Source organism: Verrucomicrobium sp. 3C, assembly GCF_000379365.1.
Taxonomy (GTDB): domain Bacteria; phylum Verrucomicrobiota; class Verrucomicrobiia; order Methylacidiphilales; family Methylacidiphilaceae; genus Methylacidimicrobium.
The window spans coordinates 1,998,046-2,016,753 of record NZ_KB901875.1; the positions used below are offsets into that span (position 1 = coordinate 1,998,046).

The 18,708-nt window shown below is 59.8% G+C and carries 19 protein-coding genes and 2 pseudogenes; 9 read left to right on the plus strand and 12 right to left on the minus strand.

The genetic code is table 11. The annotated features are described in order from the left end of the window. Positions 1 to 51 precede the first annotated feature (51 nt). Positions 52 to 555 (minus strand): HIT domain-containing protein, encoded by a 504-nt coding sequence (locus A37A_RS0110480; protein ID WP_018291456.1) that lies wholly within the window; start codon positions 553 to 555, stop codon positions 52 to 54. A gap of 22 nt (positions 556 to 577) precedes the next feature. Here A37A_RS0110480 and holA point away from each other — a divergent pair, with 22 nt between their 5' ends. Then, positions 578 to 1,678: a DNA polymerase III subunit delta gene (gene holA / locus A37A_RS0110485; protein ID WP_018291457.1), complete on the plus strand. Its 1,101-nt coding sequence runs from the start codon at positions 578 to 580 to the stop codon at positions 1,676 to 1,678. Beyond that, on the plus strand, positions 1,678 to 2,418 hold the full coding sequence (locus tag A37A_RS0110490) for a glycosyltransferase family 2 protein (protein ID WP_018291458.1): 741 nt from the start codon (positions 1,678 to 1,680) through the stop codon (positions 2,416 to 2,418). The genes holA and A37A_RS0110490 overlap by 1 nt, the downstream gene beginning before the upstream one ends. Positions 2,419 to 2,463: 45 nt before the next feature. Here the strand turns inward: A37A_RS0110490 and A37A_RS21435 are convergent, their stop codons facing one another. The 3 genes and pseudogenes from A37A_RS21435 to A37A_RS0110505 all read right to left on the minus strand — a co-directional run bounded on the left by A37A_RS21435 (position 2,464) and on the right by A37A_RS0110505 (position 4,399). Then, positions 2,464 to 3,027 carry an IS630 family transposase gene (locus A37A_RS21435; protein ID WP_018291459.1) on the minus strand — a complete coding sequence of 188 codons (564 nt, stop codon included), beginning with the start codon at positions 3,025 to 3,027 and terminating at the stop codon, positions 2,464 to 2,466. A 169-nt stretch (positions 3,028 to 3,196) separates the two neighbouring features. Then, positions 3,197 to 3,433: pseudogene (locus A37A_RS21440) on the minus strand (helix-turn-helix domain-containing protein); the annotation flags it as partial. Between the two features lie 390 nt (positions 3,434 to 3,823). Further along, on the minus strand, positions 3,824 to 4,399 hold the full coding sequence (locus A37A_RS0110505; protein WP_018291461.1) for a nucleoside monophosphate kinase: 576 nt from the start codon (positions 4,397 to 4,399) through the stop codon (positions 3,824 to 3,826). A gap of 166 nt (positions 4,400 to 4,565) precedes the next feature. Between A37A_RS0110505 and A37A_RS17035 the strand changes: the two genes are divergently transcribed. The 4 genes from A37A_RS17035 to A37A_RS0110530 all read left to right on the plus strand — a co-directional run bounded on the left by A37A_RS17035 (position 4,566) and on the right by A37A_RS0110530 (position 9,315). Continuing rightward, complete coding sequence (locus A37A_RS17035; protein WP_020494314.1) at positions 4,566 to 5,327, plus strand: MotA/TolQ/ExbB proton channel family protein; 762 nt, start codon at positions 4,566 to 4,568, stop codon at positions 5,325 to 5,327. Next, on the plus strand, positions 5,324 to 5,749 hold the full coding sequence (locus tag A37A_RS0110520; protein ID WP_018291463.1) for a biopolymer transporter ExbD: 426 nt from the start codon (positions 5,324 to 5,326) through the stop codon (positions 5,747 to 5,749). The genes A37A_RS17035 and A37A_RS0110520 overlap by 4 nt, the downstream gene beginning before the upstream one ends. Positions 5,750 to 5,948: 199 nt before the next feature. Then, a complete protein-coding gene (locus tag A37A_RS0110525) occupies positions 5,949 to 8,306 on the plus strand; it encodes a tetratricopeptide repeat protein (protein ID WP_020494315.1) in 2,358 nt (785 codons plus the stop codon). After that, complete coding sequence (locus A37A_RS0110530; protein ID WP_018291466.1) at positions 8,299 to 9,315, plus strand: OmpA family protein; 1,017 nt, start codon at positions 8,299 to 8,301, stop codon at positions 9,313 to 9,315. The genes A37A_RS0110525 and A37A_RS0110530 overlap by 8 nt, the downstream gene beginning before the upstream one ends. Positions 9,316 to 9,362: 47 nt before the next feature. On the opposite strand, the gene A37A_RS0110535 is transcribed toward A37A_RS0110530, so the two are convergent. The 5 genes from A37A_RS0110535 to A37A_RS0110555 are packed head-to-tail and all read right to left on the minus strand — an operon-like array spanning position 9,363 to position 13,972. Then, positions 9,363 to 9,761 carry a hypothetical protein gene (locus tag A37A_RS0110535; RefSeq protein ID WP_018291467.1) on the minus strand — a complete coding sequence of 133 codons (399 nt, stop codon included), beginning with the start codon at positions 9,759 to 9,761 and terminating at the stop codon, positions 9,363 to 9,365. Between the two features lie 44 nt (positions 9,762 to 9,805). Beyond that, the gene (locus tag A37A_RS17040) at positions 9,806 to 11,500 is read right to left on the minus strand and encodes a 4-alpha-glucanotransferase (protein WP_018291468.1); all 1,695 of its coding nucleotides are present in this window, start codon (positions 11,498 to 11,500) and stop codon (positions 9,806 to 9,808) included. 3 nt (positions 11,501 to 11,503) lie between these two features. Continuing rightward, a complete protein-coding gene (locus A37A_RS17045) occupies positions 11,504 to 12,679 on the minus strand; it encodes a class I SAM-dependent methyltransferase (RefSeq protein WP_231363857.1) in 1,176 nt (391 codons plus the stop codon). 11 nt (positions 12,680 to 12,690) lie between these two features. Then, positions 12,691 to 12,984, minus strand: a complete 294-nt coding sequence (locus A37A_RS17050) for a hypothetical protein (RefSeq protein WP_020494317.1) — start codon at positions 12,982 to 12,984, stop codon at positions 12,691 to 12,693. Positions 12,985 to 12,997: 13 nt separating this feature from the next. Beyond that, positions 12,998 to 13,972: a DnaJ C-terminal domain-containing protein gene (locus tag A37A_RS0110555; RefSeq protein ID WP_018291471.1), complete on the minus strand. Its 975-nt coding sequence runs from the start codon at positions 13,970 to 13,972 to the stop codon at positions 12,998 to 13,000. A gap of 29 nt (positions 13,973 to 14,001) precedes the next feature. Here A37A_RS0110555 and A37A_RS17055 point away from each other — a divergent pair, with 29 nt between their 5' ends. Continuing rightward, positions 14,002 to 14,952 carry a DNA-3-methyladenine glycosylase gene (locus tag A37A_RS17055; protein ID WP_018291472.1) on the plus strand — a complete coding sequence of 317 codons (951 nt, stop codon included), beginning with the start codon at positions 14,002 to 14,004 and terminating at the stop codon, positions 14,950 to 14,952. Here the strand turns inward: A37A_RS17055 and A37A_RS0110565 are convergent. The 3 genes from A37A_RS0110565 to A37A_RS0110580 all read right to left on the minus strand — a co-directional run bounded on the left by A37A_RS0110565 (position 14,949) and on the right by A37A_RS0110580 (position 17,511). Further along, the gene (locus tag A37A_RS0110565) at positions 14,949 to 16,361 is read right to left on the minus strand and encodes an aspartate aminotransferase family protein (RefSeq protein WP_020494318.1); all 1,413 of its coding nucleotides are present in this window, start codon (positions 16,359 to 16,361) and stop codon (positions 14,949 to 14,951) included. The two genes, A37A_RS17055 and A37A_RS0110565, sit on opposite strands and share 4 nt — an antisense overlap. 446 nt (positions 16,362 to 16,807) lie before the next feature. Continuing rightward, complete coding sequence (locus tag A37A_RS0110575; RefSeq protein ID WP_018291475.1) at positions 16,808 to 17,275, minus strand: type II toxin-antitoxin system VapC family toxin; 468 nt, start codon at positions 17,273 to 17,275, stop codon at positions 16,808 to 16,810. After that, a complete protein-coding gene (locus tag A37A_RS0110580) occupies positions 17,272 to 17,511 on the minus strand; it encodes a type II toxin-antitoxin system Phd/YefM family antitoxin (protein ID WP_018291476.1) in 240 nt (79 codons plus the stop codon). The genes A37A_RS0110575 and A37A_RS0110580 overlap by 4 nt, the downstream gene beginning before the upstream one ends. A 286-nt stretch (positions 17,512 to 17,797) precedes the next feature. Here A37A_RS0110580 and A37A_RS0110590 point away from each other — a divergent pair, with 286 nt between their 5' ends. Together A37A_RS0110590 and A37A_RS20685 are read left to right on the plus strand one after the other, a co-directional pair. Beyond that, the gene (locus tag A37A_RS0110590) at positions 17,798 to 18,025 is read left to right on the plus strand and encodes a YgaP-like transmembrane domain (RefSeq protein WP_018291478.1); all 228 of its coding nucleotides are present in this window, start codon (positions 17,798 to 17,800) and stop codon (positions 18,023 to 18,025) included. 194 nt (positions 18,026 to 18,219) lie between these two features. Beyond that, positions 18,220 to 18,708, plus strand: a pseudogene (locus A37A_RS20685) (hypothetical protein); the annotation flags it as partial.

Consider the following 18,708-nt stretch of genomic DNA (forward strand, 5'->3'; position numbering starts at 1 on the left):
TGCTACGAAGACACGGGCGGCCTGTAAAGTGGTTTTCTTCACGGTGGAGCTTCATCGCGAGGCGGCCGACTCCTCTCGGTGCAGCGACTTGTATAGGATCTCATAGACCGTTGCCAGATCCGACGGGTGGACCCGGGTCTGCGCCGTGGTCGTCATGAAGTTGGCATCGTCCCTCCACCGTGGCACAAGATGCCAATGCAGATGCCCTTCTATCCCGGCGCCGGCGGCCGCCCCCAGATTGAGTCCGATATTGAATCCGTGGGGGGCAAACGCCTCCTCCAGAGCCGCCAGGAGCTTGCGCAAGATCTCCAGCGTTTCCAGCAGTTCCTTTTCCGTGAGTTCGTCCAGACGCGCCACGGAGCGGTAGGGAACGACCATCGAATGGCCGATATTGTAGGGGAAGCGGTTGAGTAGGCCGAAGGAAGTCCGGCCTCGCAGGAGAACAAGATTCTCCCGATCCCTGGATTCCTTGGCGATCTCCGCGAAGAGGGTGCTTCTCGGAGGGGACGACTCGTCGAGATAAGCCTTGCGCCAGGGTGCCCACAAATGTTCCATTGCCTCGACCGATCTTATTGCAATGACGTCTCTTGCCGGCAAGAGCAAAGCGATCCATTTCTTTGGCGGAGAGGACGAATACGAGGCCAAGCGCGCCACGCGCCTCTTTCTCCAACAAGAGGGACTGCGCGACGATCCATCCTTCGAAAGCGTTCCCGGAGACGGAGGGAACGCCGCGGAGGTGGGAGAACAGATCGCCCGCCTGCGAGAGGCCCTTCAGTCGGGCTCGCTGTTCGGCCTGCGCAAGGTCGTGCTTTGGCGCGATGTCCACTGCCTTGGGAACAAGGGCGTGGGTCGAGACGATAAGCTCTTCTCCGAGTTGGCGAGCCTGCTCGAGGTCCTGCGGGGCTTGCGTCCGGAGGTGGTCGTGTTGGTGATCCAGGCCGGAGCCGTTGACGAGCGGCGGCAATTTTTTCGCGGACTGCGCGAAATCGCTTCCCTTCATCTTTTTGCTCCCTTGAGCGGCGTTCGAAACGAGGACCGGGCATTGGGAGAAGTCGCGGAGAGGATGAGGGCGCGCGGCCTTTCTCCGACTACCGAGCTCTGCGAGCGCCTCTTGGCTGCCTCGGGAGGGGACCGCCAGAGGCTCGACTCTCAAATCGAGAAAGTTGCTCTCTATCAAGCCGACGGCCTGCCCGCGACAAGCGATGAGCTCGGGCTGCTTCTCGGCGACGGTTCGGATGCGGTGGTGTGGGACCTGTGCGACGCGGTCGTAGGAGGAAGACCTTCTGCAGCATGGAGCGAGTTGAGAAATCTCCTCCGCCAAGGGGAGAGCGAAGTGCGTGTTCTCTTGGCGTTGGGACAGAAAGTTCGCCTGGCGGCCTTAGGTCTCCTCCTGTGGGAAAAAGGCTGGGTGCGTCTGAATGGCTCCGGGCGTTTCGTCAAGGCGGACGTCGCTCCGGAAGGCCAGGCCTACTTTCCAAAGAAAAAGAGTGGAACTCCCGTGAGTGCCTGGCAGTTGGGCATGACCATTGCGGCGGCAAAAAAGCGGACCGCCTGGTTTTGGGTGAATGCCCTTCTTGCTCTTTCGATGGCAAACCGGCAGATGTTGCATGGAGGAGAAAAGCAGATCAGCCTCGAATTGGCCCTCTTGCGGCTTTTCCAGGAAAAGGCCGATTCGTAATGAGAGGCGATGCGAACCAAGGGAAAGAGCCCGAGTTGTCCGTAGTGGTGCCCTTTCACAATGAAGCCGAGAACCTGCCCCAATTGCTTTTGGAGATCGATTCCGTTCTGCAAAAGCTCGGGCGAGCGGCTGAGATCATCCTTGTCAACGATGGCAGCACCGACTCCTTCGAGCGCCCCTCCATAAGCCCGTGCTTCCCGGTTCGGTGGCTCGATCTCACCATGCGATCGGGGCAGAGCGCGGCGATCTACTATGGGATCCAGCAAGCTGCGGGGCGGTGGGTCATCCTATTGGACGCCGATCTTCAAAATGATCCGGCGGACATTCCGGCGCTTTTGGGACGACTACAGGAAGATCGGCTCGACCTGATCACTGGTTTTCGCCAAAAGAGGCAGGACAGCTGGCAGCGGCGCTGGATGAGCCGGGTGGCTAACGCTGTCCGGGCACGCCTCCTTGCGGATCGTACACGAGACTCGGGCTGTTCTCTCAAAGTGATGCGAAGGGATTTGGCGCGGCGACTGCCTGGGTGGAACGGCATGCACCGGTTCATCCCCGCCCTCGCGTGCGGCATGGGGTATCGGACCGGCGAACTTCCGGTTCATCATCGACCTCGATACGCCGGTCGAAGCAAAGTTCGTCCTTGGAGACGGGCGCTGGCGGCGACGATTGATCTGCTCGGAATGGTCTGGCTCGTCCGGCGCCAGTTCCGCGGCAGGCTCCGCGATCCCGAATCTCGCTAGTACATCGACTCATAAGTTCGCAGCAGCATATTCGGCTTGGAATTGCTAGGTGAGCTCGATGATGTGCTGAAGCTTTTCCGGCCCTTTAGTCCAATGGAAGGGCTGGCAGTGGTCATTGTATTTGGCGAAGTAAGCCTTGAGGAAGCGCTCTAAGTCCTGGCCCGATTTGTGAACAGACTGTTGAAGGCCCTGTCGGGTCAGGATGCTGAAGAAGCATTCGATGAGGTTTACCCAGGAAGCATGGGTCGGCGTATAGTGAAAGCTGACGTTAGGGTGAAGCCTGAGCCAGTTTCGGGCCTTTTCATTCTTGTGCGTGTTCAAATTGTCCAAAACCACGTAGAGCCGCTGGTCCTCGTAGCGTTTGACGAGCTCGTCCAGAAACGAAAGGAAATCGGCCGAGGTCCGGGTCTCCTTGACATGGGCAAAGACTTTCCCGCTCTTCACCTCCAGGCTGGCCAAGACCGTGCGCGTTCCGTGCCGGACATACTCGTTGGTCCAACAACGGGCCTTTTTCGCCCGCAAAGGCAGCATGGGCTGCGTGCGATCCAGGGCCTGGATGCCGGTCTTCTCGTCCACGCAGAGCACCACGGCGTTCTCCGGAGGCTGCATGTAGAGAGAGCGACCACTTCGAGGAGTTTCTCCTTGAACTGGGGATCCGGGCTAAACGTGAAGGTGCGAAGGCAATGCGGATGCAGATCGTAAGCTCGCAGAATGCGCGCAGAATGCGCGCGACCCGAGCTGGGGGCAAACCCAGCTCTCGCGCCAGCGTGCGGATGCTCCACCGGCTCAAACCTCTCGGCGGTTTACTGCACGCGGTCATCACCACTTTGCGCGTAAGCGATTGGCTTATCGTTACCGGGCGTCCGCTCCGCGGCTCATCGTTGAGCCCAGCGATCCCCTCCGTGGAAAACCGTCGCCGCCATTTGCCCACGATATGCGCGTTGCACTGGAGCCGCCGGGAAATCGCCGCGCTGGAAACCCCATCGGCAGCCATCAGAATTATCCGTGCTCTCATCACCTACCCGGCTTTCGCATTCCTCTTGCGGACGATGTCTTCTAACTCTTCTCTCTGCTCTTCGCGAATTGGTAATGCACTTAAAATGGCTCCCATAATGAAAGCCATAATACCTAGTCTGCACTGTTATGTCACGTAATTATGACGCGATGCTAGTGTGTCCTGGTCCCTTTCGCAAGCCGCAGGAGAACGCTTGGGAGAGAGGCTGTCAGCCGCCATTTCTCACAATCTTTCTCCTGCGGCTTGCACAATGGGCTTGTCTGCTTTGTTGGGCTTGGTTTTCCATCCTTGCAGTATGTCGTCATACAGCTCCGGTGGAAAACCGGCGTCGCGCCTCGCATCCAAGCCCATTTGCGGCGCCTCGGCTACGAAATTTGTGAGAAATGGCGGCTAGGGCAGTGAGTTCAGAATTTGTCGGAGAACCTGGTAGGGCAACTGGTCTGCGTCGACATTGTGGATTCGTTCCTGAGGAATCGCGCCGAGCAGCGGCTTGGTCTCGGTTTCATAGATCGTGATTCTTCGGAGGATCACCTTGGGATCGGCGTCGTCGGCGCGGTTGGTCTGATGAACCCTGGCAGCGAGGCGCTGGATCAGTACGTCGCGATTGGGGCAGCAGAGATGGAAGACGTGTAGAATGTCGACGGAGGCGGAGAGCTTTGCGAGCTGGTTGACGTTCCGAGGGATCCCGTCGAGCACCAGGAAATCCGCCGCGGGGCGGTAGCGGCCCGAGTCGATTAGTGTCTGAACGTGGTCTTGCCAGACGCGGATCGTCAAATCGTCGGGGACGAGCTGTCCTTGATCCGAGTATTGCCGGAAGAGCTTTCCCAAATCGGAGCCGGGATCGAGGGCTCGGAAAAGCTCGCCCGAGGAGAGGTGAATAAATCCAGGAATTTGGGCAAGAAGCTGTCCCTGCGTCCCCTTTCCGGAACCGGGAGCTCCGAGAAGGAGCAGTGAGCGAAATTTCATGGTCTTATTCCTACGAATCGAATCCTCATCGAGTTGTCCCGAGCGGGATCTGGCAGACCTCTTTCGAAATCTGCCCGAGGCGCGAGGCTACTCCTTTGCGGCCCCGCTCGCAAGACGGCTTGGCAACGATGGCGAGAATTCGGTAAGTTCATAAAGATCGGTTCCTATGAATCACGCTTTTTTTGTAACGACCTTTTCTTTCCCCTCGTCCCTTGCGTCGGCTTCTCTCCCACAGCCGCCGGGGTTGACGGTTTGGGGGCTTCTCCAGTCTGGAGGATGGGTCATGCTACCCCTGCTCTTCGTCTCGGTGATCGGGCTCTGGCTCATCTTCTATGCCCTGGTATCGCTACGCTTGAGCGCCGTCTGGACGCGCGATTTGGAGCGGAGGCTGGATGCCGTTTTCCGCCGACGGGATCTCTCCGTTCTGAGCGAACTCGTCCGGAAAAGAAACGAAGGCGTCGCGCGGGTCCTCCGCGGAGCGATTGGTCTCTATCAGCGCTATCCTAATGCGGACGGGGAGGCGGTGCGCTCCGTGGCCCAGGTCATCGGCAGCGGGATCGCCGCATCGCTCAATCAGAGGATTCTCTATCTGCTCGACGTCGGCGTAATCTCTCCCATGCTCGGCCTCTTCGGCACGGTGGTGGGGATTTTGCGTGCCTTCGGATCGATTGCGGCCGATCCATCTCCGATGCGGACGATGCTCTTGGCAGGAGGAGTTTCGCAGGCATTGATCGCCACAGCGGTGGGCCTGATCGTCGGGATCTCGTGCATGATGTTCTATTCCTTTTTCCGTGGGCGGTTGCAGGGCTTGATCACGGTCTTTGAAGAGCGATCGGCCATTTGGGTCCAGGAATTGATTCTGCTCCATGGTTCCGAGGAAGTGGCTGTGGGGGTGAAGGAACCGGAAAAAGGCGTCGTCGAAACATGAATTTCCGGGGCCGGGTATCCAACGTGCAGATCGGACTGCAACTGGCGCCGATGATTGACGTGATCCTCTTTTTGCTCTCCTTCTTTCTGCTGACCTGGAACTTGGCGCGGTATGAGGCGGATCTCGACGTCCGGGTCCCCAAGGCCAAGCACGGAGAGATTCCCCAGCGCCTCCCCGGGGAAGTGATCCTCAACATCACCAAGGACGGCAAGGTGACATTGAATCGAAGAGTGGTTTCTGCTTCCGAGCTGGAGGGAATTCTTCACGGAGTGGTCCAACAATATCCGGACCAGGCGGTGGTGATCCGCGCGGACGAAACGACCAGCTATGAACATGTCGTTCACGTTCTGGATGTCTGCCGGGCGGCAAATGTCTGGAATATCGCGTTTGCCACCGTCCGGCCCGATTTGACTCCCCCCTAGGTCTGGCGGTAATGGGTTTCAAGGATTTTGCGTCCGGCGATCTGCCGATCGGAAGGAGTGCGAGAAGAGATCCGCTCTTTGCAAAGACGGCATGATGCCTGGTTGCGCGGGCGATATGCCTTGGTGGAGCAGCGCACACGCCGGGAGGCGGGTTGCGAGAGGAAGGCCGGGAGAGGTGGTGTCAACGGGACGGACCTGGATGAGCAAACCTTGGGGAACCCCTGGGCTGGGGCGATTGCTCGGGATTTGCGGCTTGTGCCTCGGGCTGTTCGGACAGAACGATTCCGCTTGGCCAGCTACCGTCCAGCAAAGTCCTGGCGAGATTGAGCTGATTCCCCAGGCAGAGATGCAGTACGAGCAGGCGGTGGATTTCTATCGCGAGGGTCGGCATTCCGAAGCCCTCCGCCTCTTCTCCGAGGCCTTGCCTTCTCTCGCTGCGACGAAGAAGGAAGAGGCCCTGTTCGATATTGGCGAATGCTATCGCTTTCTTAGCCGTCCGGCGGATGCCCTCTCGGTCTATCGGATGCTCACCCAAAGCTATCCAAAGAGCCTCTTTGCTCCCGCCGCCTGGTTCTGGGAGGGAAAGTTGCTGATGGAGCGAGAGCATTATGGAGAAGCCATCCCCCTTCTCCAACTCGCGCTCGATCATGGAGCGGGAGAGACCTTGGAAGCGGCTCGTTACCTGCTGGCTCTCTGCGACTTCCATGTGGGCAACGAGGCCGCTGGATCCGAACAGCTACGCAAAGTCGCCTCCGGAGCGTCCCCTTATCGATGGGAGGCGGCTCGTCTGCTCGCGGTCTACCTGGAAAAGAAGCGAGACTGGGCGGGCGCTCTCTCCTATTGGCAAACCATCGCCACACAAGCGAAAGCCCCGTCGATCAAGTGGCAGGCGACGGCCCGGGCGGGTTGGGCGGCCATGCGCGCCGGAGAAGCGAAGAAGGCGGAAGAGTTCTTTGGTCGATGCCTTGGCCCAGATGTTCCGTCCCAATGGCAGACCTTGGCCTCCGAGGGTCAATTCGCAGAGGCGCTTTCCCAAAAGCATTTCGAAGAAGCCTTGACGTTTCTTCAGTCCCGTCCGGAGCGCTTTTCCTTGGAACGGAGGGTCGCCTTGCTCGTGCAGTTGGGCAACGCCTGCCTTCAAGCGGGAGAGAAGGGCATCGCTTTCCAGGTATTCGAATCCTGCCTTTCCCTGAATCCGCCGGCCCCAGCGTTCGCCGAAGCGGCATATGGAAGGCTTGTGGCGCTGATCGGACTCAATCAGAAAGGGGTTCTCGACGAGGCGACTGCGTTTCTCGATCGATTCGGCTCATCTTCCCCTTACGCGGCCCGAGTGCGCTTTATTCAAGCCCAGGCGCTATCGGCTCGAGGACGCTTCGCCGACGCTCTCCCCCTGTGGCAGGAGATCGTATCGCAAAATCCGGCGGGGGTCCCTCGGTCGGCGGCGCTCCTGGGCCTCGGGCGTGCCTACTTCGAGTCCGGGCGGTGGAAGGAGGCGGGGGAAACATTGGAGCGTCTCGGCAAGGGCAGCGCCGATGCCGCGGAACTCCTGACAGCGCGAATGACGGAGGGAGCGGCTTGGGACAAGGCGGGAGACGCCGCCAAGGCTCTCGAGGCTTGGAAAGAGGCGCTTGAGCTTGCACCCAGAGGCTCCCCGCAACGGGAAGCGAGCCTGGTCCAGACGGCCTTGCTGGCGCGACAGCTCGAGAAGCCCACGCAGATGGAGCAGTCTTTCCGATCTCTGGTGGACGAATATCCCAAGGCGAAGCTTCGTCCGCTTGGTTGCCTGCTGCTTGGCCAGGCGGAACTCAAAGAAAAGAAATATGCCGAAGCGCAAAAGCATCTTTTGGAGGCCAGGGAAGGGGAGCCGACCCAATTCTTTGGCCCCGCCACGACCATGCTGGTCTGGGTCGCCTACGGCGAAAAGGATCTGGAAAAGATGGAACATTTTCTGGGAGAGCTCGAGGAAAAGGCGCCCGAGTCAGCAGCGCAGCTTCCCGCCGCTCTCTACTATTGGGCCGGGCTCTCATGGGCCAAAGAGAACCGGCTCATTCTGGCGAAGAACGCCCTGCGAAAAGTCTGCTCGCGATCCGATGCCGGCACCTATCTGGCTTCCGCATACTGGCAGCTGGCTGAAATCGAGCGGAAGCTGCACGAATGGCCTGGTGCGGTTCAATGCTATCAGGAATTCCGCAAGCTCGACCCGAACGGCGCAGACAATAGCCCGGTGCTCTTGGGTTTCGCGGAGGCCGAGACCGGCGCGGGAGAGTACGGTTCCGCGCAGAAGCACTTAGAGCAAGTGCTCTTACAAGAACCCGAGGGCCGACGAAACGCCGAAGCGCGCATGCTCCTCGGAAACCTATATTGGGCGCAAAAAAACTACGCGGAAGCCGCCAAAACTTATAGTACGCTCAGCTTGATCTACCAGGACAACGAAATCACCCCTCGCGCCATGGAAAAGGCCGCCTCGAGCTTTGCTCGATCAGGGGATGATGCGCAGGCGGCCAATTGGCGTAAGCTCCTGAGGGAAAAGTATCCGGATTTCAAACCCGATGCCTGAGTCAACGGCTCCCTTGCGGGAGCATCGAGGAAATCTTGCCCTGATGGCGCTCTTGCTATCGCTGGGCCTGCATGCCGCGATCCTGGGCGTGGTTGGTCCCCTGCCCATACGAGGGCGCATTGCGCTCGCTTCCCAGGCCAAAGAGATGTCGAAAACCTTTCATTTGAGCCGGACGGAACTGCCGAGTTCCCTTTTCCAGGCTAGCGCCCAATCGCGCATCCCGACGACGGCCCCGGTCCCTGACCTGGAGGTGCCCAAGGAGATGAAGGGGGCAGAGGCAATCGTGCAGAAGCTGGCCCAGGAGAATCCAGTTCGAGTTCCGATGTCAGAGGCGACTCCTGGAGGAGCTCCAGAGGTGGCGGTGCTCGCGCCGACTCCACCCAGCGAGACGAGCCCCTATCTTCCGGATATGCGCGCCGAGATGGAAAACGCGACATCGCAGACCAACGTCGGTTCCGCAGTCCTTGGTGTGCCGAACGACGCGATCGTCCTTCCCTCGGGAGTCGGGCAGAATCCGCAGCCAGGCGCGAGCGCCGCCGGGCAGGCTGGCACCCATCCGGAAGAGGCGGCCGGGGGAGAAGGTCTACCCGGTGCGGATGAAGTTCAGAGCCAGTTTCGAGCTGCCGCAAACTTCGATCCTCGAATTCCACAGCCGATCATGGTGCGGCTACCCAGCGACATCCTGTTTGATTTCGACTCCTATCGCTTGCGCCCGGATGCGGAGCCCCTTCTTGCGCAAGTGGCTGACATTCTAAAGCGCTACGGCCGCGCCGATGTGGAAATCGGCGGACACACCGATACATTCGGGGATGACCAGTATAACCTGAAATTGAGTCACGAGCGGGCCGAATCGGTGCGGCGCTGGCTCGAGGAGCGCTTGGCGGGCGAGCAGCTATCGTTTCATGCCACCGGCTACGGCCGCCGCCGACTGATCGTCGCGCGAGGAACGATCGAGGAGCAAGAAAAGAATCGGCGGGTCGAAATCGTGATCCGGGCTCTCGCCCCCTGAAAAAGCCTATCCGCGGGGAGAATAGGATGAGTTTCCTCGGGTTTGGATCAAGCGCGCGAAGCTGCCTCCAACTGGGCGTGGATTGCCTTCGTCAGGGGAGGATTCACCCGCCAGTGGCCGCCCTGCACATGGATGATGGCCCCGTCATAACTCTGCTGGAAGATCCGGCCGTTTTGAAACCGGACGACGACGGTGACATGAACGCCCGCTTCTTCTTGGTTGGTCCAAGGGTTGATCGTGGGCATCTCGACTTCGTTGACCGTGATTTCGTCCTGGACGATCCGATATTTTGCCTTGGCCTCGGAAGAGAAGATGTCGCGTTCGAAGGCCGTTCGGGCGTTTTTCTTTCCCGGCCCGGTCAACGAACCATACTGCCAAAGGTAAACGGCTTGATCGCAACCGGCGAAGAGAGGCACGAGCAGCAGAAGAAAAAGGTGGCGTCGCATACGAGCTTCCTTTTTTGCCAGCGTTCGAGAGAAAAAGCGAGTCCTCATCCTCCTCCTCTGTGCGCGGTTCGACCGCTTTGGGCGGCAAGCGCCCGGAAAGAATCGAGAAGCTGCGCATAGGGAGCGCGCCGCCGATAATCTTCCAGGGACAAAGGGAGGCGGGCAGTCCAATTCTGGTCCGCTCCGGGCAGATTAAACCGAGTATCGATTCCGAAGAGATCGCTGACCAAGATGGAAGCCATCCAGCTCGGAGAGTCGAGCAGCACCTGGAGCAAGCGAAGGTGGAGTTCTTGGGTGAATTCCCTCGGCGGGGCTTCCGGATTCCAACCGAGGAAGACCATCAGCCTTTGAAGCTCCAGCCAAGCATCATGCCCATTTGGGCCCAGCCACCGTTCGATGAGGCCACGCAAGAAACAGACGAGGGGAGGGTGGTCATGCGTTGCATAGGTTGCCACGCTTAGCCGTGGATACGTCGAAGCTGGCGAGTAGGAGTGATCTTCCTCCCGCTCGAACATGGGGATCTTGAATCCGGGAACTCCCAGCTCGCTCAGGGCGGGACGAACATAAAAGGGGACGAATCCAAGATCTTCGGCAATGACCGAGGCCCCCCCGGTTTCCGCCAGGAGCCGGTAGAGGAGCAAGACTCCCCGCGCCTCATTGCGAGCGGCCGAGTCGAGCTTCTCGTCAGAATCGGGAATGAAATGAGGCAACCTTCCCCCTGCTCGGGCTTGGGCCTCCTCCGGAGTAAGCGGAAGAAAGACCGCATTCTCTTCCGGTTTCCACGGAAAGGCATAGATCCGGAAAAACCCGAGCACGTGGTCGATGCGGAACCCGTGAAAGATCTCGAGCGTTCGAGCGATTCGCTGCTTCCACCAGAAGAAGCTCTCCGCTTCGTGCTTCTCCCACGCATAGAGTGGAATCCCCCAGTTCTGGCCCCACTTTTGAATGAACGCATCCGACTGGAAGAACCGTTCCGGAGGCGCTCCGCCGCACCAGCTGGTGTCGAAGAGAGGAGGGTGGGTCCAGACGTCCGACCCATAACGGCTGATCCCGAAGGGAATGTCGCCCATCAGCTGGACTTCGTGGGAGACCGCGTATTCCCGAATGGACTTCCACTGCCGGTGGCCGACCCATTGAACGAAGGCGTAAAAAGAGCGCTTCCGGAGAAGCGCCCGCGGACGAGCGGCCCGCAACCAAGTCAGGGCTTTGCGATAGTGCGCGACTTCCGGCGACCACCGGTCCCAGCGCGGATCGTTTCCTTGTTGATCCATGAGGGCTCGAAAGAGGGAATAACCTTTAAGCCATGCGGCATGGGACCGGCAGAAGGCCTGGAACTCTTTCCAACTCGGCGGCCTCTGTTCAGAGAAGCGCGTGAAGGCTTTTTCCAAAAGCGCCTTCTTTCTTTCCTTGACTCGCGGATAATCGATGACATCGCCGATCGAGGCTTCCTCGATCCATCCTTTTGGGATGTCTTCTGCCTCCAGGCCGGGAACCTCCTCGGGCTCCAAGGTGAAGAGAGCGGGTTCGAGAGCCAGCGAGCTGATCGCGTTATAGGGGCTATTGTCTCCGCTGGTCTCGTTGATGGGGAGGAGTTGAAGCCAACGGAAGCCGAGTTCTGCGCAAAAAGCGATCGCATCGCGCACCGCGCGAGCGTCTCCGATCCCCAAATCGCCCTTCCGCCGCAGAGCGGAGACCGGCGTTAAGAGCCCGACGACGCGTTGGGAGAGATCGATATGCACGTCCTAATTGGTAGCCGGTGGATGGTCCGGAGGACAAGAACCAACCGAGCGGGCGAAACGCAAGCAAGAGAGGGACGAGGCGTCTACGATCCCCTTGCTCTGGATGAGCACGCGGTGGGTTCGCCCGAAGAATTCCGGATGGGTCAGGGTCTGAAAGCCTCCGGCTGTCAAACCTTCGGGAAGCTTTCCGTCGTACCGTTCGGCTACAGCAGAGAGAATCCCTACGAAAAAGTGGTGTTGATCGACCACCGAGAGGCTGCTCAATCCCATCTCCTCTCCGGCTCTCTGAAGTCTGGCGAAGTCGACATGGGCGGTGAGGTCCTGCTCCCCGGGGTGGGCGAGGGGATCGCTTTCTCGGCGGTGACGCCGATACGCCCGGAGAGTTCCGGCCGCTCTTCCGGGAAGAAAACGCTCCTGCGGAAGGAAGCCATAGTCGAAAGTGAAGACGAACCCGCGGTCAATCAGGCCCGCCACCTGGCGCATCCATAAGGGTGCGTCGAGGCTCGCCTCGACGACCCATCCTTCCGGCAGATCCGCGGCTGGCTCCTCCAGGACATCTCTCCATTGGCTTCCAGCAGGAAGAGGCCGCTCGACGAAGCAGAAGCGCCCTCCTTTCCAGGTTGCGAAGCTTTCCGACCAGCCGGAACTCCGCCAGAGCAACCGGTGGACAGGAAAGCTATCCACCAGCTCGTTGGAAAAAAACACCCCGACGAGTCGCTCCGTGCCGTCTAAAGACTCCACCCAACGAAAGTGATTCGAAAGTCCTGCCGCGCTTACCCGCGCCTCCTGCTCCTTCCGCGGCAGCTCCCTCGGTTCGACGATGGTGTAGCGGATACGCTCGGCAAGGTGGGGCGCTCGCTGCCGGAGCGCGCCGACGAGGTCGCAGGCGAGCCATCCCGCTCCTGCTCCCTGCTCCCAGAGATCGAGGATCGCCGGCCGTCCCAAAAGAACCCAAGCTTCCGCCACCGCTTCGGAAAAGAGCCGACCAAAGGCCGTGCCCGAGCTAGGCCCGGTGTAGTAGTCGCCTCTTCGGCCGATCCGGCGGGATGGTAACTGGGCGTAATATCCGTGGCGGGGGTGATAGAGGGCAAACTCCATGAAGCGCCAAAAAGGGATCGCACCCTCTTGGGCCAGGAGCGTTCGGAGCAGCTCGGCGAGCGGAGTTTCCTCTTCCTTCAATCGGTCTGCCCTCATCCTTCCTGCGCTTGCAAGAATTGGGCGAGAAGACGCAGCGCACGCAGGGAAAGACTATATTCCTTGCGGAGCTGCTCCATCTGCTTGAGCAAGAAGAGCGCGTCGTCATCGAAGAGGGGATCCTGCTGCTCTTGCTCCGCGGCGCGAATGAGCCCCAGCCTCCAATAGCAGAGAACCATTTCCGGATGGACCTTGGCGAACTCCGCGAGTTCTGCGGCGGAATACCGCGGTGGCCAGCTTTGGTAGGGAATCAATTTGGCAGCGGGGGTGGAATCCTTTTGCACTGGCATGGCCTGCTTTCCTTCATCTGGTAGCGCCGCCGTTTGCCTTGGGGCTAGAGGCCCGGGCAAGCTTTTCCCAAAGCGCTCGCTCTTCCGGCGTTGGGGATTTCGGCATCCGAATCGCCAGCGTGACGTAGAGGTCTCCGCGTCCTCCCGATTTTTGCGACATTCCGAGACCCGCCAATCGGAGCTTTTGGCCGGAGCTCGATCCGGGAGGAATTCGCAGGCGTGCCTTGCCGCCGTCTAGCACCGGGATGTCGGCCTGGGTGCCTAATGCAGCCGACCAAGGGGGAAGCTCGAACTCGTAAAAAAGATCGCTTCCCTCCACGCGGAAGTAGGGATGCTTGGCATAGCGGATTCGCAGGAAGAGATCCCCCGGGCGGCCGCTCGGGGGGCCCGGTTGGCCTTGACCGGCCAGCCGAATCCTCTGCCCTTCTCGGACTCCAGCGGGTATGGAGACCTGATAGGTCTGTGTGCGCTCGCCCGGTTGCCCGGGTTGTCGTCGGCGCAGGATGATGGTTTTGGCAGTCCCCTTGAGCGCTTCTTCGAGCGTGACCGCCAGATCCGCCTCCACATCGGCTCCCGCTCGCGGGACCCCCATTCTCGAAGGACGACGGTTCCCGAAGAGAGAACTCAACGACCCGCCATCGGAAAAGAAGGCTTCGAAGAAATCGCTGAATCCTGTGCCTCCGACATGGAAGCCAAATTCCTCCGGCGTTTGCGTCCAGCGGGTGTTGCCTCGCCATTGGGGCGGCGGTTGGAACTCCTGCCCTTCTTGCCAGGCAGCGCCGAGCTGGTCATATCGCTTTCGCTTCTCGGGATCCGAGAGGACCTCGTAGGCTTCGTTGATCTCCCGAAATTTGTCCTCGGCTTTTTTCTTATCCTTGGCGACATCGGGATGGTATTGACGCGCCAGCTTCCGGAACGAGGATCGAATCTCGTCGGCGGAGGCGCTCCTCGATACGTTTAGGATCTTGTAATAATCACGAAATTCCATCTTTTCCTTACGATCGGACGCAAAAGAATATGTTCAAAACCGGCCTCAGCCCAATAGCGAAAACGTCCGTTCGCGGCAGCGGCTGGGAAAGTCTCGGTAGGATCAGCCGCGCGCAGATCGATTGCGAGCAGTCTCTTTCCTGCGGACAGACCTTCGCGTGGGGCAGGTTGCGAGATGACTCCTGGGTAGGGGTCATCGGCTCCGCGGCATACCGGATCCTTCCCGAGCCCGATGGCTACCGGATCGAAAGCCTCCAGGGAAATCGGCAGACCCTGCTCGATTACCTTTCGCTCTCCCGCAACTGGGAGCAGATCCTCCAAGAGCTCCCGTCCGATGCAGCGCTTGCCGCCGCTCGATCGGCGGGTCGGGGACTCCGCATCCTCAACCAGGATCCTTGGGAATCCCTGGCGAGCTTTCTTTGTTCTCCAGTGAAGCCGATCCCGGAGATCCGCCGGATTACGTGGAAGCTGCGGGCAAGCTGGGGAACTTCCATCGCCGGAAGCCGGTTTTTCACCTTCCCGACGCCCGAAGCGCTCGCGTTCGCCGAGCAGGAGCGGCTTCTCGCTCATCGCCTGGGTTTTCGCGCACGCTTCCTGCGAGCGACCGCCCGCCGCCTCGCGGACGATCCGGCCTTCTTCCCCAACCTTCGAACCCAATCCACTCTGGAAGCCCGCGCCCGCCTCTGCGAGCTTCCTGGTGTCGGCGAGAAGATCGCTGACTGTGTGCTGCTTTTCGGACTCGGAAGGCTCGACTCCTTCCCCATCGACGTCTGGATGAAGAGACTTCTCCGGAGCCTCTACTTTCCCAACCGGAGACACGTTCCGAACAGGGAGCTTACCAAGTCTGCCGCTGCTCACTTCGGGCCGTACGGAGGCTATGCCCAGCAGCTTCTCTATTTCTGGTACCGACAGACCGCCGGCCGCAACCCCGCTCGAGAATTGGAGCTAAGGCCGGACGAAGAGGCGGAGCTTGACTTTTAGGCCGAGACCGGCTGCTCCGTGCCGTTTCGCATCGCCTTGACGAAATTCGTCCCCATGTCCCACAAGGGACCAGGAAACTTCCGGAGATCGGACAGCACCGAGTCCAATGCATCCAGGAACGCATCGATCTCCTTGGTCCCGACGATCAGGGGTGGAAGCGTCTTGATCACGTCCGCATTGTTGGCGGCCACTTGCGACAGGATGCGGTGCTTCGCCATCAGCTGCGAAACGACAAGTTGGGGGAAGAGGCCCGGATCGAGGGCATGCACCGTCTTCCAAGCCATCTTGAGTCCTAAGGAACGCGGCTCGGCGAACTCGACGGCCATCATCAGCCCCTTGACCCGTACCTCCTTGACGATTTCGTGCTTCTTCTGGAGCGCCAAGAGGCCCTGTTCCAGCCGTTCCCCCATCCGGGCGGCATTTTCCACCAGTCCTTCTTCCTCTAGGACCGAGAGAGCCGCCAATCCGCAGACGCAGGCCAGATTGTTCCGCCCGAAGGTAGACGAGTGGACGATACAGCGGTCGAGCCGGCTGAAAACCTTCTGGTAGATCGACCGGCGCGTGGCGAAGGCTCCGCAGGGCACATAACCCGCCGAGAGGGCCTTGGCGAGGGTTACGATATCCGGTTCGAGCCCCCAATGCTCGAAGGCAAACCACTTTCCGGTCCTCCCGAGACCGGATTGCACTTCATCGCAAACCAGGAGGGTTCCGTAGCGCCGGCAAAGGGCTTGGGCCTGTACGAAATAATCGTCCTTGGGAAACTGGACTCCTTTGCCCTGCACCGGTTCGATGACCAGCGCCGCCACGTCCCCCTTCCGCAGTTCCTGTTCCAGAGCGGCCAGATCGCCCAGTGGGACGGTTTGACAGCCGGGCAGAAACGGAGCGAAGCCATCATGAAAAAAGGGATTGCCCGTCAGGGAGAGCGATCCCATCGACAGGCCGTGGAAGGAGTTCCCGAGCGAAAGAAGCCGCGTCCGACCCGTTCCGGCCCGAGCAAACTTGATCGCGCCCTCCACGGCTTCCGTTCCGCTGTTGCAAAGGAAGACGGCATCAAGCTGAGAGGCTCCCTGGGCGGCGAACCGTTTGACCAGCGCTTCCGCCAAGAGCCCGCTCAAAAGCGCGGAGTCCATTTGGACCATGTTGGGCAGGTCCATTTCGAGGACATCGCGAATCGCCTTCTGGGGCACAGGATGGTTCCGGCCGATCGAAAAGACACCGAAACCGCTGAGGAAATCCAGATACTCGTTGCCCTCCCGATCATAGAGGTAGGCCCCCTTTGCCCGCGCATAGACCTTGTCGAAGCCAATCACCTGCTGCACCCGGACCAGGGTGCGATTGAGATACTTTTGGTGGAGGGAGTAGTTCTCCCCCATGCGGGAACGAACCAATGCCGGAAGATCGAAAGGCATGCGGCGTTTGTCTCCTTAATAAACCGAGGCGTGAAAGCCATCCATCCGTTGATCGAAGGTCGGAACGTTTCTGCATACTCCCCGATCCTCTTGCCCGACAAGGGAAAATTCATCGGCTGGTCCTTCCTTCCCGTCTCCGGGACTATGGTGGACCCCGGATTTGAGACAAAGGTTTAACTGCCATTTCTCACAAGCTTTCTCCTGCGGCTTGCACAATGGGCTTGTCTGCTTCGCTCTCGCTTGATTTTTCATCCTTGCAGTATGCCCTCATAGAGCATCGGGGGAAAACCGGCGCCCCGCCTACGAAATTTGTGAGAAATGGCGGTTAAGCAATCGTCTGGTCAGGAGAGGATGATGAGCGTGGGAAAGAGGAAGGCGTATGGGTCGGCGTTCCATACCAAGGTGGGGCAGCGCCGTCTTGGCCGCAGCGGTGAAGGCGGAACCGATCAAGTCTTACGACGCCGCCCCTTTGTTGTGGGTGGCAATTTTGCCTTGGCTTGCGAGGGAAGCATGATCACGCCCTGCCGATTCGCTGCTTCGGCTAACTCGTTATCCTTCGTAAGAAGCGGCAATCCTCGACGCACGGCGAGTTCGAGATATGTGGCGTCGTAGGTTGTCAAGCCCTCCGCCCGCGCCATTGTCAGAATCTCGCGCCATGCCCGAGCTGTTGTCTCCTGATCCACCGATATCGGCAGCTCCGTGATGAGGTCCAACCGCATCGCGACATCGCTCGCGGTGATCCGGCCGCGCCTCTCAGCTTGGAGAAGAACATTGCTCAACTCCAGGAACCATAGAGCCGGCACGACTGCCCCGTCGTCCCGGACACGTTCAAACAGGACATCGGTCTCGGGTGAAGCCTCATCTTCGAAGAACCATGTCAAAGCGAGGGAAGAGTCGATGACGACGCCGCTCACGGCCGCCCCTCATCACGAAGCTCCTTCCACGAGAGACCGGCAAGCGTCGTCCTCTTGCGCAGCGCCCTCAGCTTCTCGAAGGCGTCGTTGACGCGCACGCGGTCGATCTCCTGCTCCCCCACGAGCCGAGCGACAGGTCTGCCATGCTTGGTGATGACCACTTCCTCGCCAGCCGCCACTCGATCGAGCAGCGTCGAGAGGTGCGTCTTGGCTTCAAAAACACCTACGGTGATCATCGTTACTTTGGTCCAGAACTTAAACTAGTCTAAAAAATTAACCAGAATGTTGGGCCGTGGCAAGCCCCTTCTTGTGGCTGCATGCTGAATCTCCACTGGCTTATATTCATAGGGCGATTCAGATGCTCCGGGCCTTCCTGGCGGAGATACTTCCGGGCGAGCGGACCGAGGAAGACGCCGGCGGCACCGCACGGTCCGGCCGCCGCGAAGGCCTCTGGAAAAAAAGCAGGGCGATTGCCCGGAGCCGCTCTCTAACGTAGCTTGAGGAAAGATAGAAGGACTGAATATGCCAATCCATGAAGGGAAGACGGAGCGCATTCTTCGCGTCGTTGCTGGCCTTCTTCTCCTTATCATATTACCTCTGACGCTCCCCGGCGCGGCCAAGTGGTGGGGGCTCGTGGGCTTGCTTCCGCTGCTCACCGGTCTTACCGGCTACAGTCCTGCCTGGACCCCCTTTGGGACCAACACCTGCGCGACCAGGAAGAAGGATAAAACGCTGCCACATCGCGGGTAGGCCGCGGCTCTTCGGGGTTCGGAAATCGGGGCGAGTCCCCGGAGTTCCTTCACTGTCCCACTGCGAGTTTCTGCTCACTTCAGTTGCCTGACCGAAAATCGCCGCGCAAGCCCCTGGCTTTAGCCATGGGGTGAGCGGCGAGGCAAAGCTTGATGGATATTTACGTGTCTGTATAAGATGCTGGAGAGCATTCGATGCGAGCCAAGACTCCATCTTTCATCGCCGAGTTTCCGTCGCGAACGACCGCGGCGGACGAGGTTGCCCTCTCCAAGCGCCTCGCAGCAGCACGCCAGATCTACAATGCCTCCTTGGGCGAGGCCCTTCGCCGGCTGGCCTTGATGCGGCAATCCAAGGACTGGCAGCACGCTTGCCGGATGCCGAAAACGGTCATGGATGAACAAAGCGGGAAGCGGATCGCCAACAAGGAGCGATCCAGCCGCTTCCGAAAAACACAGGAACGATTCGGTTTTACTCGCGACTCCATCCAGAAGTTCGCGGAGGCATGCCGGGATGCCTGCTCCATCGGTGATCATCTCGGATCGCACGACACGCAGACCGCGAGTCTGCGGGCATTTCAGGTCGTCCAGGGCTATGCCTTCGGCGTTCGGGGCCGGCCAAGATTCAAGCCAGCCAGCCGGTTCCACTCGGTCGAAGGCAAGGGCGATGCCCTGATCCGGTTCCGG